We start from the raw sequence: 13,489 nt of genomic DNA, 5'->3' as shown, positions 1-13,489 counted from the left end.
TGCGATCCGGCATGTGCCGGGGACCGCGCTGGCAAGTACAGCGAGACCGATGAGCTTACCAACGGCCGACGGCGTCCTGCCTGTCATGAGAGATCATGCGGGCAAAGGCGTGGGGGCCAGACCGACGAGGAGTGACTGCCGTGGCCAAGGGCAAGCGGACCTTCCAGCCCAACAACCGCCGCCGGGCCAGGGTGCACGGTTTCCGGTTGCGGATGCGCACGCGCGCGGGTCGCGCGATCGTGTCCGATCGGCGCCGCAAGGGCCGTCGTTCTCTGACTGCGTGACACGGCGCAAGGTCTGACGCGGTGCTTCCGGCGCAGAACCGGATGACGCGGTCGACCGAGTTCGGTGCCACAGTCAGTCGAGGGACGCGGGCGGGGCAGCCCGACCTCGTCGTCTACTGCCTGCGTTCTGATCACACCGAGGACACCGGACCCCGGATCGGCCTGGTGGTCTCCAAGGCGGTGGGCAACGCCGTAGCGCGGCACCAGGTGTCGCGCCGGTTGCGGCATGTCGCGCGAGCGATTCTGCCCGAACTCGATCCCGCCGATCGTGTCGTCATCCGTGCCCTGCCGGGGAGCCGGCGGGCCATCTCGCCGCGACTGGAACAGGAGCTGCGCACTGCGTTGCAGCGGATCCGCACCCGCAACGGAGCCCCTTCGTGACGTCTCGTCCGGTCCGCGCCGCGGTGTTCCTCATTCAGCTCTACCGCACCACCATCTCTCCGCTGCGTCTGCCGACCTGCCGCTTCACGCCGACCTGCAGTCAGTACGCCGTCGAGGCTCTGACCGAATTCGGTCTGCTGCGTGGCGGCTGGTTGGCCCTGGTGCGTCTGCTCAAGTGCGGTCCATGGCATAACGGAGGGTGGGATCCGATACCGGATCGCGGTATCGAGCGCGAACGTCACAGTGACGCCACAGCCGAAGGGTCCGGTGGCGCAGCCGAAGACCGGGGTGAGCCGGTTCAGCAAGGGAAGAGTCTGCCGCGTGTTTAACTTCTTCAGCCTCGACATCATCTACTACCCGGTGTCGGGGATCATGTGGGTCTGGTACAAGGCGTTCGCCTTCCTGCTGGGCCCGTCCAATTTCTTCGCCTGGGCGCTGTCGGTGATGTTCCTCGTATTCACCCTGCGCGCGATCCTCTACAAGCCGTTCGTCCGGCAGATCCGGACCACCCGGCAGATGCAGGAACTGCAGCCACAGATCAAGGCGCTGCAGAAGAAGTACGGCAAGGACCGCCAGAAGATGGCGCTGGAGATGCAGAAGCTGCAGCGCGAGCACGGATTCAACCCGATCCTCGGCTGCCTGCCGATGCTGGCGCAGATCCCGGTGTTCCTCGGTCTCTACCACGTGCTGATGTCGTTCAACCGGACCCAGACCGGCATCGGCCGTCTCGGGCTGTCCGTCGAGGAGAACCGCAGCCTCGGCAACTACTTCTTCAGCGCCACCGACGTCGGCCACTTCCTGGACGCCAACCTGTTCGGAGCGCCGTTGGGCGCGACGATGATCCAGAAGCACGGGTTGGAGGCGTTCACCGAATTCCATCGGCCCGCCGTGATCGCCGTCGGCGTGCCGATCATGATCGCGGCCGGTATCGCGACGTACTTCAACAGCCGGGCATCGGTGGCGCGCCAGAGTCCCGAGGCGGCCGCCAATCCGCAGACCGCGATGATGAACAAGCTTGCGCTGTACGTGTTCCCGCTCGGCGTCGTGGTCGGCGGTCCCTTCCTTCCGCTGGCGATCATCCTGTACTGGTTCTCGAACAACATCTGGACCTTCGGTCAGCAGCACTACGTGTTCGGCAAGATCGAGAAGGAAGAAGAGGAGAAGAAGCAGGAGGCACTCGAGCGACGCGCGGCCAACGCGCCGGCGCCGGGGGCCAAGCCGAGCCGGAAGAAGAAGACCGGCACCGATGCCGACACGGCGGCGATCGACGGGGTGGAGATCACGGAGTCCGGAGCGACCGAGGAACCGGCGCCGCCGTCGGCCGACGGTGCGGACGGAAACGGCGTGAGCAAGTCCGCGGCACGGAACGGGTCGGTGAACCGAACCCCCCGACCGGGCGCCCGGCCGAAGAAACGGAAACGTTGACGCGCGGGTGACCGCGAACGAGGGAGAGGTGTATCCATGACGAATTCAGAAGCCGTGACCACGGACGAGACGACCATCGAGGAGGCTGTCGAGGAGACCGCCGAGCCGACGACGGATCTCGAGGACAAGCTGGTCGCCGAAGGCGAGATCGCCGGCGACTATCTCGAGGAGCTGTTGGACCTGCTCGACTTCGACGGCGATATCGACCTGGACGTCGAGGGCGACCGCGCGGTCGTGAGCATCGACGGCGGGGGAGACCTGAACAAGCTCGTCGGCCGCAAGGGTGAGGTGCTGGACGCACTGCAGGAGCTCACCCGGCTGGCGGTGCATCAGAAGACCGGCGAGCGGAGCCGGCTGATGCTGGACATCGCCCAGTGGCGCAAGCGCCGGCGCGACGAGTTGGCCGCCCTGGGTAACAAGGTGGCGCACCGGGTGCTGGAGACCGGTGAGCGCGAGGAGCTGTCGCCGATGACGCCGTTCGAGCGCAAGATCGTGCACGACGCCGTGGCCGGTGTCTCGGGCGTGCACAGCGAGAGCGAGGGCGTGGAGCCGTCGCGTCGCGTGGTCGTGCTCGTCGACTGACCCACTGCGAGTTACATCGATGTAGTTCTCGGAGGCGGGCGATCGCCGGGCGCACATGCGGAGGATGTTTCACGTGAAACATGCGGAGGTGCCACCACCGCCACCGGCGGTCGAGGCAGTCTTCGGCGACGCCGTCGACTCCGCGGTCGCCTACGCCGAGATCCTCGCGGGCGCCGGCGTGGAGCGCGGACTCCTGGGGCCGCGGGAAGTGGACCGGGTGTGGGACCGGCACGTGCTCAACAGTGCGGTTGTGGGCGAGGCGCTGGCCGACGGCGAGAGCGTCGCCGACATCGGTAGTGGGGCGGGCCTGCCCGGGATACCGTTGGCGCTGGCCCGCCCCGATCTGCACGTGACGCTCGTCGAGCCGCTGCTGCGCCGCAGCGATTTCTTGCGCGAGGTGATCGACGAGCTCGGCATCGCCTGCGTGGTGGTGCGCGGTCGCGCCGAGGATCGCGCCGTGCGGGACGACGCGGGGGAGAGGGACGTCGTGGTGTCGAGAGCCGTCGCGTCACTCGACAAGTTGGCCAAGTGGAGCGTCCCGCTGCTGCGACCGGGCGGACGCATGCTGGCGATCAAGGGCGAGCGCGCCGCCGACGAGGTGCAGCAGCACCGGCGGTCGATGGCAGCGCTCGGCCTGACCGAGGTAGAGGTGAGGACATGTGGCGCCCAATACGTGGATCCGCCCGCGACGGTGGTCGTAGGGTTGCTGCAAGCGGAGCGGCGTCGCCGGCCTCCGGTGGGAAGGAGACAGCGGTGACGTCTACGGCGGGGGAACCCGACCGGGCACCGGTCGATGTTTCACGTGAAACGTGGAACGCGCAGGAGTCCGATACGCCGATCGGGGCGGAGGCGGAGCGCGCGGTGCGGCTGATGCATGCGGCGTCCGAGGGGTTACTTCCCAAACCCTCGCGCCAGCGCATCTTCACGGTGGCAAACCAGAAGGGCGGAGTCGGCAAGACGACGACCGCGGTCAACATCGCCGCGGCGCTCGCCCTGCAGGGTGCCCGCACCCTCGTCATCGACCTCGACCCCCAGGGCAACGCCAGCACTGCGTTGGGCATCGAGCACCGACCCGGCACCCCGTCGTCCTATGAAGTACTGATCGGCGAGATCCCGGTCGAGGCGGCGCTGCAGCAGAGCCCACACAATGAGCTCCTGTTCTGCGTCCCGGCCACCATCGACCTCGCCGGCGCGGAGATCGAGTTGGTCAGCATGGTCGCCCGGGAAGGCCGGCTGCGCACCGCTCTCGCTGAACTGAAGCAGCACGACTTCGACTACGTGTTCATCGACTGCCCGCCGTCGCTCGGACTGCTGACCATCAACGCGCTCGTCGCCGCCCCCGAGGTGCTGATCCCCATCCAGTGCGAGTACTACGCGCTGGAGGGCGTCGGCCAGTTGCTGCGCAACATCGAGATGGTGAAGGCGCACCTGAACCCCGAACTGAACGTCACCACGGTCGTGCTGACGATGTACGACGGGCGTACCAAGCTGGCCGATCAGGTGGCGATGGACGTCCGCGCGCACTTCGGTGACAAGGTGCTGCGCACGGTCATCCCGCGCAGCGTGAAGGTGTCGGAGGCGCCGGGCTACGGCATGACGATCATCGACTACGACCCCGGGTCGCGCGGAGCGATGAGCTACCTCGACGCGAGCCGCGAACTGGCTCAGCGCGGCGCGCCGGAACAGGCACGATGACACCCTCGGACACCAGCAGCACCGGCGCGACGATCAGAGAAGGACACGCATGAACAACCCGGCACGCAAGCGCAGCGGACTCGGCCGGGGGCTGGCCTCGCTGATCCCGACCGGTCCCGCCGAAGGCGACGAGCCGGCCACCACGGGTCCGCGGATGGGTGCAGCCGCGGCCGACGCGGTGTTCGGCGCATCGCCGACGAGTACCGAGCCCGCAGTGCCCGCCAGCGAGGTGGGTGCGGTGTACCGGGAGATCGCGCCGTCGCAGATCGATCCGAACCCGCGTCAGCCGCGCCAGGTGTTCGACGAAGAAGCCCTCAGCGAGCTCGTGCACTCGATCCGCGAGTTCGGACTCATGCAGCCGATCGTGGTGCGGGCCGTTCCCGGCGATGATCGTGCACCGCGCTACCAGCTGGTGATGGGGGAGCGGCGCTGGCGGGCGGCTCAGCAGGCCGGCGTCGCGACGATCCCGGCGATAGTCCGCGAGACCGCCGACGACAGCATGCTGCGCGACGCCCTGCTGGAGAACATCCACCGCGTCCAGCTCAACCCGTTGGAAGAGGCGGCCGCCTACCAGCAGCTGCTCGAGGAGTTCGCCGTCACCCACGATGAACTCGCCGCGCGGATCGGCCGGTCCCGCCCGGTGATCACGAACATGATCCGTCTGTTGCGTCTGCCGATCGCGGTGCAGCGCCGGGTCGCGGCGGGCGTATTGTCCGCCGGCCACGCGCGTGCCCTCCTCGCCCTCGAGGGCGGACCCGAGCAGCAGGAAGAGTTGGCCGCCCGCATCGTCGCCGAGGGACTGTCGGTGCGCGCCACCGAGGAAGCCGTCACATTGGCGAATCGGGAGGAGACGGGAACCCCGCCGGCGCCGCGCCGCAAGCCCATCCAGATGCCCGGGCTGCAGGATGTCGCCGAACGCCTCTCCTCGGCCTTCGACACCCGGGTCACCGTCAGTCTCGGCAAACGCAAGGGCAAGATCGTCGTCGAGTTCGGGTCGGTCGACGATTTGCAACGGATTGTGGAGTTGATGAACTCGTCGACCCAGTGACCGGTCACACGCGGGAATTACGTCACTGTGACACTGGGTTGGCCGGAATGTCCGGCGATCGGCGTGGGGGAGGGAAAGGTGCTGTGCGGCTGATGATTTCAACGCCGGACGGACGACGGGCGCCGGAGAGCGGCCGCGGCGGGCCGACAGCGCCGACGCCTTCTATCCTGGAGGGGCAGCCGCGGATCCCTTCGCGGCGGAGACACCCGGGAGCGTAGTGACCGCACGGATCAGGCCTCTGCGGCTCGAAGCGTTCGAGCAACTACCGAAGCACGCACGTCGCTGCGTCTACTGGGAAGTCGACCCGTCGACGCTGGGCACCGAGGATCATCTCTCGGATCCCGAGTTCGAGAAGGAAGCATGGCTGTCGATGGTCATGCTCGAGTGGGGATCGTGCGGTCAGTTGGCGCTGGAGTGCCGCGATCAACCCGGCGAGACCGGCGACGAGCCCTGCCTGGGTTACGCGTTCTACGCGCCGCCGCGCAGCGTGCCGCGGGCGGGCCGGTTTCCGACCGGACCGGTCAGCGCGGACGCGGTGCTCCTGACGTCGCTGGGCGTCGACGCCGGCCCGGGGCATGAGGATCTCTCCCACGCGTTGATCACCGCGGTCGTCGGCGACCTCGTCCGACGCGGTGTCCGCGCCCTGGAAGCGTTCGGTCGCACGGCCGCGGTCGACGAACTCGGCGACGTGGCGGACGTACCCCCGGATGTGCGGCCGGTCGTCGAAGTACTCGGAGACTGCGCGACGTCCACCTGCGTGGTGCCGAGCGATCTGCTCCTCGATGCCGGCTTCGTGGTGGTGTCCCACCACACCTACTTCCCGCGCCTGCGTCTGGAACTCGAGCAGGGTCTGGGCTGGAAGGCTGGCGTGGAGGCCGCGCTGGAACGTCTGCTGGAGAGTGCGCAGCTGCAGCAGCCCGTCGGTGCGGGCGCGTCGCCCTGCAGTTAGCCGCGGCGGGCCTGATCGACTGCCAGCTCGTGGGCCAGCAGTTCGGCGAACGTGAAAGTGCCTGTGGGACGGTCGTTCTTGCCCAGAAGGTAGAGACGCTTGACCGCCGCGAGGATGCCCTCGGCAATCGAATCGCGCGCGGCAGGGGAGACCAACGTGGCCCGGTCGCCCGGATTGCTGATGTAGCCGATGTCGACCTGCACCGTGGGCATCCGGGTCAGCCGCAGCAGGTCCCAGGTCCGGCCGTGCACGCGGCAGTCCCGTAAACCGGTCCGCGCCACCACTTCCCGCTGGATGAAATCGGCCAGGTTGCGCCCGATGGTGGACACCGACCCGTGCGAATTGCCGAAATGGAACGAGGCCACGCCGTTGGCGGCCGGGCTCGTCTGGGTCTCGCACCGCAGACTGAGCATCAGATCCGCGCCGACGGTGTTGGCGGTCGCGGCCCGCTCCGCATCGGTCGGCGAGGCGGTGGCCGAGCGCGACAGGAACGTCTCCATGCCGATCGCGGTCATCCGGCCTTCGAGGCGACTCGCCAAGTCCCACAGGATGTCTGCTTCACTGATCGGCCCCGCGGGACCGTTGGTGATCAGCCCGTGGTCCCCGCCGCCGCGGCCCGGATCGATGATGATCCGCTTCCCCGAAAGCCGGGGCCCGGAGCTGCGCACCAGCTCCTCCTCGCGGATGGCGTGCGGGGATCCGCCGGTGACGCGGGAGCCGAGAAAGTACAACGAGCGCAACGTCTCCGGGCCGCAGATGCCATCCGGATACAGCCCGTACTCGCGTTGGTAGGACATCAGCGCGTTGTGGGTCTGCAATCCGAAATGCCCGTCGACCAGGCCTGTGTAGAAACCCAGATCCTGGAGACGGGCCTGCAGCGTCGCCACGTCGTCGCCGTACATCGGGGCGCCGAACTGATGGTTGAGTGTGCGCGCCCCGAGCCGGTAGGACGCCTCTTTGAGCGCGCGATACGTGGCCTCGCCGACGACCCCGTCGACCAGTAGCCCGCGGTGCTGCTGAAAAGCACGCACCGCATGGTCGAGCTCCCCATCGAAGACGTCCGCGGCGACGTGGCGCCCGGTGCTCAGATCCTCATCGGGGTCGGTGATCATGCCGAGCGCGGCCAGCGCGGCCCGGATCTCGGTGACCGCCGCTGAACGGTCACCGCGACGCAGACTCGACATAGGCAGCATTCTCTCAGAAGGGGAGAGGATTCCGGAAAACCCCAGGGAAGTGTCCGGGCCGCAAAAGCGGCGTCAGAGCACGTCGCCGAGCTCGCGCAGCAGCGCTGCCTTGCCTTTCGCGCCGACGATCCGCTTCACCGGCTGACCGTCCTTGAACAGGATCATCGTCGGAATCGACACCACGGAGTAGTCGCGCGCGGTGGCGGGGTTCACGTCGACGTCGAGCTTCGCGACGGTCAGCGAGCCGGCCTTCTCGGCGGCGATCTCCTCCAGGACGGGAGCGACCATCTTGCACGGCCCGCACCACGTCGCCCAGAAGTCCACCAGCACGGGCGTACCGCTGGACAGCACGTCCTGGGAGAACGAGTCGTCGGTGACGGCAACGGTCGAGCTTCCTGTCTTGGCATCGCTCATTGCTGTGCTCCAATCAGATCGCTGTCATCGGTTGTGGTGGAGGTTCGTTCGCCCGGCTCGGCGTGATCGGCCAGCCAGCGTTCGGCGTCGATCGCTGCGGCACAACCGCTTCCGGCCGCGGTGATGGCCTGGCGATACGTGTGGTCGACGAGATCGCCTGCGGCGAAGACTCCGTCGACCGAGGTGTAGGTGGTGCGTCCGACGGTGCTCACGTAGCCCTCGTCGTCCACCTCGATCTGCCCGCGCACCAGATCCGAGCGCGGGTCGTGGCCGATCGCGACGAACACACCGGTCACCGCGAGCTCCGACTCCTCACCGGTCACGGTGTTGCGCAACCTGATTCCGGTCACCTTGGGGTCGCCCTCGATCGAGGTGACGGCGGTGTTGGTGAGGATGGTGATCTTCTCGTTCTGCTCGGCGCGCTCCAGCATGATCTTGGAGGCGCGGAACTCGTCGCGGCGGTGGATCAGCGTGACGCTGCGCGCGAACCGGGTGAGGAAGGTGGCCTCCTCCATCGCGGAGTCACCGCCGCCGACGACGGCGATGTCCTGGTCGCGGAAGAAGAATCCGTCACAGGTGGCGCAGGTGCTGACACCCATGCCGATTCGTTCTTCCTCGCCGGGGACACCAAGGTGGCGCGCCGCCGCGCCCATCGCGAGGATGACCGCGCGGGCCTGGTAGGTCTCGTCGCCGACGGTGACCTTCTTGATCGGGCCGGTGAGGTCGACGGCGTCGACGTCTTCCATGCGCAGGTCGGCGCCGAAGCGCAGCGCCTGCTCGCGCATTTGGTCCATGAGTTCGGGGCCGGTGATGCCGTCACGGAAGCCCGGGTAGTTCTCGACCTCGGTCGTGGTCATCAGCGCACCGCCGAACTGCGTGCCCTCGAAGACGAGGGGCTTCAGCTGAGCGCGGGCGCTGTACACGGCCGCGGTGTATCCGGCGGGGCCGGAGCCGACGATGATGACGTCGTGAACGGTGGACGAGGAGGTCATGAGTGCCTTTCTGCCTGTTCCTTGAACACCAGGGTAGGCCGGGGTGTTCCCGGGGGCCTCACCGGCGGCTCAGCGGCGTTTCACCGTGCGCTCAGCGAGTACCCCGGGTGCGGCCGCTGTGCACGTGGCGTCCACGGCGACAGCCATGACCTGGCGGCGGTCGGGCGAAAGCATCAGCGAAGTCTCGGGAAGCGGAAACGTCGTCGGGGCGACGGGGCGTTGCGCAGGGCCGCTCCCACCCGGGCGGTCACCTCCGCGGGCACCTCGGGCGCGGCGGCGTCGTCGGCAGCGAGGCGGCGCAGCTCCCGCCGCACCCCGTCCAGCTCCGTCTGATCGGGATCGTCCTCCATGTCCACCCCCGCCGGTCGTGTGTGACCGTCCGAGGGTAGCCGACGGCGCTCACTCGGCGCGGTGCGCGGCCAAGCTCCTCAGCGACTCGGCGAGCTTGACGCGGGCTCGGGCGCAGCGGCTCTTCACCGTGCCTTCGGGCACGCCGAGCATCCGCGCGGTCTCGGCCACCGAGAAGCCCTGCATGTCGACCGCGACGACGGCCGCCCGCTGTTCCAGCGGCAGTCCCAGGAGCGCACGTTCGACGACGATCGCGGTGTCGACGTGCGCGGTCGGGTCGGGGATCCGGCCGAACTGGTCGTCGAGCTCGGCGTAGTCCCGGAACTTGTTGCGGCGCAGACGGTCCAGGCAGGCATTGACGACGATGCGGTGCAGCCAGCTGCGGACCTCCGAGTCGTGCCGGAACGAGCCGGCCGTGCGGTGCGCGGCCAGCAGCGCGTCCTGCAGGGCCTCGGCGGCGTCGTCGCGGTTGACGGTGGTCAGGGTCGCCAGCCGGTAGAGCTGGCGGTGATGCCGGTAGAACAGTTCCTCGAAGGCGTACCGGTCGCCCGCGACATGCGCGGCCAGCAGTTCGGCGTCGGTCCGCGGCCGGTCCGGCGGTCGTCCGAAAATCCCCACAGCCGAACACTAAGCGGAGCCGACGGTGCTCTGATGCACCAGTTTTCACCGGCCGGCGTCAGCCGGCGGCTTTGAGCGTGATCTCCGAGACGTCGCTGCGGCTCTGCCCGTTCACCTGGCCGAGCGTCGAGATCCACACCAGCACATTGGACGTCGGGGCGGCGCCCTCGACCGGGATGGTGTTGGCGCCGGGTTTGAGCGTGGTCGGCTGGGTCAGTGCGGTGGTGTCGTCCAGCGACGACGGCGACGCCGAGGTCGCCGAGCGGATCTGCACGGCGGTACCGGTGCTGTTGACGTTGATCGTGACCGAGCCGATGGTCGTCGGCTCGGGGAGTTGGAGCATCAGCCCGACACCGTTCTTGAAGCCGGGGAACGGCGCCGGGTCGCTGTAGGTGTCGGTGGGCCACACCGTCGAGGGATCGCCATCGATCGCCAGCCCGGCGAGGTCGGGTGCGTCGGCCTCGCCTTCAGGCGAAAAGACGGTCGCGCGAACAGGTTTGACGACCGCACCGGCTCCCGTGGAGGGGCTCTGCTCAGAGGACGACGACGGGGCGTTGAGGCCGAGCTCGTCACCGCCGAGTCCGTTGCCGACGTCGCCGAAGATCCGGCTGAGCACCGTGGCCAGGAGCACCACCGCGATGATGACGACGCCGGCGGCGACGGTGAGGCCGATGATCAGTCCCTTGCGGCGGCGGTTCGCGGTCTCGGGATCGGCCTGCGCCTGCCACGCGCTGCCGGGCTCCTCGACCGTCTCGTCCACAGGTGCGAGGTGATCGGTCCGGTCGGCGACCGCCGTTGCCTGCTGCAGCAGGTTGAGCATCGTCGACGCGCTACGGATGCCGCCGTTCTCCTGCACCGCCCGCACGGCGGCCGCGGAGATCTGGAAGGGGATGTCCCGGTCGACGGTGCGTGGCTCCACGGCTTGGCCCGCTGGGTCGAGATCGGCGGCGGCCAGTCCGCTGGGCTCACCGGTCTCCGGCAGCGGCCAGCGGTTGATCAGCAGTGCGTAGAGGGCTGCGCCGACACCCCGGATGTCGTCGTCGGGGGTCGCGGCGGCCGGCGTGGCCGGGAAGGCAAGGGCCACATCGCCCTCGATGCTGACCCGGATCCGGGCGGGGTGGTCGATGGCGAGTGCCACGCCGCTGCGGTGTGCGGCTTCGGCGGCGGCTGCCAGCGACTGGACCGCGCGGGCGCCGCCGATCGGGGACGGCGAGGTGTCGGCGACCTCGGCCAGCGATCCACCGCGGATCCACTCGGAGACCACCAGACCGCCCTTGCCGACGCGGACCACGTCGAGGACGCGCGCCACCCCGGGCATGTCGATGCGGCCCAGCCGCTGGGTGCGGTCGAGGATCTCCTGCACCTCGTGATCGGGGAGCCGGGACTCGGGGTCGACGAAGGTCAGGGCCACCTGCCGGTCCAGCGCGGTGTCGAGGGCCTGCCAGAACTGCAGGCCGGCCGGTCCGCCGTGGGACACCAGGAGGCGGTAGCGCCCGCCGGCGACGGTCGCGCCCGGGATGAGGTGGGCGGCGTCCTCGACGGCTGTCGCGGCCTCCAGCGGGGGCTCGCGGGGCGGATCGAAGGCCAGCGACTCGCGGGTGGGGTCGTTGCTGTAGTCCGAACGCGGTCGCGGCGGGCCGGCGGTGGCGATCGCCTCGGTGGGGCGGTCAGGCTGCGGGGCGGCCTCGGGCACCTCGGGAACGTCGGGCTGGAAGTCGTCGGCCGACGGACGATTGATCCGGGTGGTGGCGGAGGAGTCGGAGGGCGCAGGGGAACCGCCGGCGGGGGTGTCGCTCACACCAGCTCCTTTCCCTCTCCTGTCGTCGGCAACCATGCCCCTGGGTCCCCGCCGCGCCGGCCCGGGAAACTGACGCGGGCGTCGCGGAGACGATGTGAGATCAGGGTACGTGAGCGGACCGGCCGCCCGGGTCGGGACGGAACTCCCGGCCGGCGCCCGGCTCCGACGTAGCCGGCCGCGCACGGCGGCCAGCGCCGCCACCGCCTCCGGCACCTTCGCCGCCAGCAGGATTCCGGCGATCATCGGCGCCATCACCAGGCTGAGCACGGCCAAGCGCAGCAGTGAGCCGGCGCCGCCCCAGCGGTCGGTCAGGGTTGCCAGCCCGAGCAGGCGGTCCAGCACGTGGGCGAGGAGTCCGGCGGCCAGCGACGCGGTGATGGTGACCAGGATCGTGCGGATGACGTCGAGGCCCAGCAGCCGGCCGCCGGGCGGGTCGAGCCGCGAGCGCAGCAGCAGGTAACCGACCGTCGCCCCGGCGAGGAAACCCAACCCGTTGGCCAGGCCCAGGTAGCCGGCCACCATTTCGGGATCGGCGGTCAGGTGCGGCGCCGCCAACGACGCCGCGATCTTGACCGTGGTGATCACGACGATCAGCACGATCGGCGTCCACGGCTCCTCGCGGGCGTAGAACACCCGCAGCTGCAGCAGCACCATCGCGTACGGGATCAGCGTGAACGCCGACAGCGTGATCGCCATGCCGAGGTATCCGGCATCCACGGAGCCGAAATTGCCGTAGGCGAACAGCGCGCTGCCGATCGCCGGGCCGCCGACGGTGAACAGCGCCACGATCGGGATCAGGGTGACCATCGTCAGCCGCGTCGCCAGCGACAGGTCCGCGAGCACGGCGGGCCCGTCGTCGGCGGCGGCGTTGCGCGACAGCCGGGGCATCACGACGGTGAGCACCGTGACGCCGATGATGCCGAACGGCAGCTGCAGCACCAGCCAGGTGTAGTTGTAGATCGCCGGGCCGGACGCGGCCGCACCGCTGGCGATCTGGTTGCCGACCACCATGCCGACCTGGCTGATCAGCACGTAGAGCACCATCGCCAGCGCCATCATGCCGAACTTCTTGAGCCGCTCGTCGATGCCCCACAGCGGACGCAGGCTGACCCGCTGGGCGCGGATCGCCACGAGCAGGACTGCGGTCTGCGCCACCACGCCGAGCGTGGTGCCGATGCCCAGGACCAGCAGCTTGGCGTTGCCCATCTCGACGGGATCGATCGAGAGTTCGCCCGGGACAAGGACATACAGCCCGAGGGTGAGGATCGCGACGACGTTGTTGACCACCGGCGCCCACGCGGGCGGCCCGAAGACGTTGCGGGTGTTCAGGATCGCCATGAACACCGACGACAGCCCGTAGAAGATGATCTGCGGCAGCAACAGGAACGCGAACGCGGTGGTCAGCGGGCGGCTCACCAGGGGGTCGGAGCCGAGCATGAGGTCGACCAGCAGCGGCGCGGCGAGCGTGGAGACGATGGTGACGACCAGCAGCAGCGTGGTCGCCAGCGTGAGCAGGCGGCGCACGAACGCCGCTCCGCCGTCGGCGTCGTCGCGCTCGGCGCGGGCCAGCACCGGGACGAAGATCGCGGTGAACGTCGCCTCGAGGACCAGCGCGGCGATCAGGTTGGGCAGCTGATTGGCCACGGTGAACGCGCTGGACAGGGCCGCACCCAGGATCGCGGCGAGAAGCACGATCCGCGCGAATCCGGTGAGCCGGCTGACCAGGGTGGCCAGCGCCATGCCCCAGGATCGGGACACGACGGCGGCGTCG

General features: G+C 69.2%; 15 protein-coding genes. 9 read left to right on the top strand and 6 right to left on the bottom strand.

The genetic code is table 11. The annotated features are described in order from the left end of the window. Nucleotides 1-140 precede the first annotated feature (140 nt). From rpmH to MCHUDSM44219_RS22515, 9 genes are all read left to right on the top strand, one after another. Nucleotides 141-284: a 50S ribosomal protein L34 gene (rpmH, locus tag MCHUDSM44219_RS29180; protein WP_014818477.1), complete on the top strand. Its 144-nt coding sequence runs from the start codon at nucleotides 141-143 to the stop codon at nucleotides 282-284. Between the two features lie 21 nt (nucleotides 285-305). Next, a complete protein-coding gene (rnpA, locus tag MCHUDSM44219_RS22545; protein WP_048420424.1) occupies nucleotides 306-665 on the top strand; it encodes a ribonuclease P protein component in 360 nt (119 codons plus the stop codon). After that, nucleotides 662-994 carry a membrane protein insertion efficiency factor YidD gene (gene yidD, locus MCHUDSM44219_RS29175; protein ID WP_048472511.1) on the top strand — a complete coding sequence of 111 codons (333 nt, stop codon included), beginning with the start codon at nucleotides 662-664 and terminating at the stop codon, nucleotides 992-994. Before rnpA ends, yidD begins: the two co-directional genes overlap by 4 nt. Further along, entirely contained in the window at nucleotides 987-2,090 is a 1,104-nt protein-coding gene (yidC, locus tag MCHUDSM44219_RS22540; RefSeq protein WP_048420517.1) for a membrane protein insertase YidC, read from the top strand. The genes yidD and yidC overlap by 8 nt, the downstream gene beginning before the upstream one ends. A gap of 36 nt (nucleotides 2,091-2,126) precedes the next feature. Next, a complete protein-coding gene (locus MCHUDSM44219_RS22535) occupies nucleotides 2,127-2,672 on the top strand; it encodes a Jag family protein (RefSeq protein WP_048420423.1) in 546 nt (181 codons plus the stop codon). Nucleotides 2,673-2,745: 73 nt separating this feature from the next. After that, the gene (rsmG, locus tag MCHUDSM44219_RS22530; protein WP_048420516.1) at nucleotides 2,746-3,429 is read left to right on the top strand and encodes a 16S rRNA (guanine(527)-N(7))-methyltransferase RsmG; all 684 of its coding nucleotides are present in this window, start codon (nucleotides 2,746-2,748) and stop codon (nucleotides 3,427-3,429) included. After that, a complete protein-coding gene (locus tag MCHUDSM44219_RS22525) occupies nucleotides 3,330-4,367 on the top strand; it encodes a ParA family protein (RefSeq protein ID WP_082162337.1) in 1,038 nt (345 codons plus the stop codon). Before rsmG ends, MCHUDSM44219_RS22525 begins: the two co-directional genes overlap by 100 nt. A 49-nt stretch (nucleotides 4,368-4,416) precedes the next feature. Next, nucleotides 4,417-5,415, top strand: a complete 999-nt coding sequence (locus tag MCHUDSM44219_RS22520; RefSeq protein ID WP_048420421.1) for a ParB/RepB/Spo0J family partition protein — start codon at nucleotides 4,417-4,419, stop codon at nucleotides 5,413-5,415. Nucleotides 5,416-5,632: 217 nt separating this feature from the next. Then, nucleotides 5,633-6,364 (top strand): hypothetical protein, encoded by a 732-nt coding sequence (locus tag MCHUDSM44219_RS22515; protein WP_048420420.1) that lies wholly within the window; start codon nucleotides 5,633-5,635, stop codon nucleotides 6,362-6,364. Here the strand turns inward: MCHUDSM44219_RS22515 and MCHUDSM44219_RS22510 are convergent. The 6 genes from MCHUDSM44219_RS22510 to murJ form a co-directional block, all read right to left on the bottom strand. Beyond that, entirely contained in the window at nucleotides 6,361-7,548 is a 1,188-nt protein-coding gene (locus MCHUDSM44219_RS22510; protein WP_048420419.1) for an N-acetylmuramoyl-L-alanine amidase, read from the bottom strand. The two genes, MCHUDSM44219_RS22515 and MCHUDSM44219_RS22510, sit on opposite strands and share 4 nt — an antisense overlap. A gap of 72 nt (nucleotides 7,549-7,620) precedes the next feature. Next, a complete protein-coding gene (gene trxA, locus MCHUDSM44219_RS22505) occupies nucleotides 7,621-7,962 on the bottom strand; it encodes a thioredoxin (RefSeq protein ID WP_048420418.1) in 342 nt (113 codons plus the stop codon). Continuing rightward, a complete protein-coding gene (gene trxB, locus MCHUDSM44219_RS22500) occupies nucleotides 7,959-8,954 on the bottom strand; it encodes a thioredoxin-disulfide reductase (RefSeq protein WP_048420417.1) in 996 nt (331 codons plus the stop codon). Before trxB ends, trxA begins: the two co-directional genes overlap by 4 nt. Nucleotides 8,955-9,127: 173 nt before the next feature. Beyond that, the gene (locus MCHUDSM44219_RS30065) at nucleotides 9,128-9,304 is read right to left on the bottom strand and encodes a hypothetical protein (protein WP_157868780.1); all 177 of its coding nucleotides are present in this window, start codon (nucleotides 9,302-9,304) and stop codon (nucleotides 9,128-9,130) included. Between the two features lie 49 nt (nucleotides 9,305-9,353). Beyond that, on the bottom strand, nucleotides 9,354-9,920 hold the full coding sequence (gene sigM, locus MCHUDSM44219_RS22490; RefSeq protein ID WP_048420415.1) for an RNA polymerase sigma factor SigM: 567 nt from the start codon (nucleotides 9,918-9,920) through the stop codon (nucleotides 9,354-9,356). A gap of 58 nt (nucleotides 9,921-9,978) precedes the next feature. Continuing rightward, nucleotides 9,979-13,458 carry a murein biosynthesis integral membrane protein MurJ gene (gene murJ / locus MCHUDSM44219_RS22485; protein WP_109777906.1) on the bottom strand — a complete coding sequence of 1,160 codons (3,480 nt, stop codon included), beginning with the start codon at nucleotides 13,456-13,458 and terminating at the stop codon, nucleotides 9,979-9,981. Between the last annotated feature and the right edge of the window lie 31 nt (nucleotides 13,459-13,489).

It is taken from the genome of Mycolicibacterium chubuense (assembly GCF_001044255.1).
Taxonomy (GTDB): domain Bacteria; phylum Actinomycetota; class Actinomycetes; order Mycobacteriales; family Mycobacteriaceae; genus Mycobacterium; species Mycobacterium chubuense.
This window is presented reverse-complemented; position numbering and strand designations above follow the sequence as displayed.

Excerpts from the sequence above, each read along its gene's own strand:
- MCHUDSM44219_RS22535 (WP_048420423.1), top strand. The coding sequence starts at position 2,127 with ATGACGAATTCAGAAGCCGTGACCACGGACGAGACGACCATCGAGGAG.
- MCHUDSM44219_RS22525 (WP_082162337.1), top strand. The coding sequence starts at position 3,330 with ATGTGGCGCCCAATACGTGGATCCGCCCGCGACGGTGGTCGTAGGGTT.
- MCHUDSM44219_RS22520 (WP_048420421.1), top strand. The coding sequence starts at position 4,417 with ATGAACAACCCGGCACGCAAGCGCAGCGGACTCGGCCGGGGGCTGGCC.
- MCHUDSM44219_RS22510 (WP_048420419.1), bottom strand. The coding sequence starts at position 7,548 with ATGTCGAGTCTGCGTCGCGGTGACCGTTCAGCGGCGGTCACCGAGATC.
- trxA (WP_048420418.1), bottom strand. The coding sequence starts at position 7,962 with ATGAGCGATGCCAAGACAGGAAGCTCGACCGTTGCCGTCACCGACGAC.
- trxB (WP_048420417.1), bottom strand. The coding sequence starts at position 8,954 with ATGACCTCCTCGTCCACCGTTCACGACGTCATCATCGTCGGCTCCGGC.
- MCHUDSM44219_RS30065 (WP_157868780.1), bottom strand. The coding sequence starts at position 9,304 with ATGGAGGACGATCCCGATCAGACGGAGCTGGACGGGGTGCGGCGGGAG.
- murJ (WP_109777906.1), bottom strand. The coding sequence starts at position 13,458 with ATGGCGCTGGCCACCCTGGTCAGCCGGCTCACCGGATTCGCGCGGATC.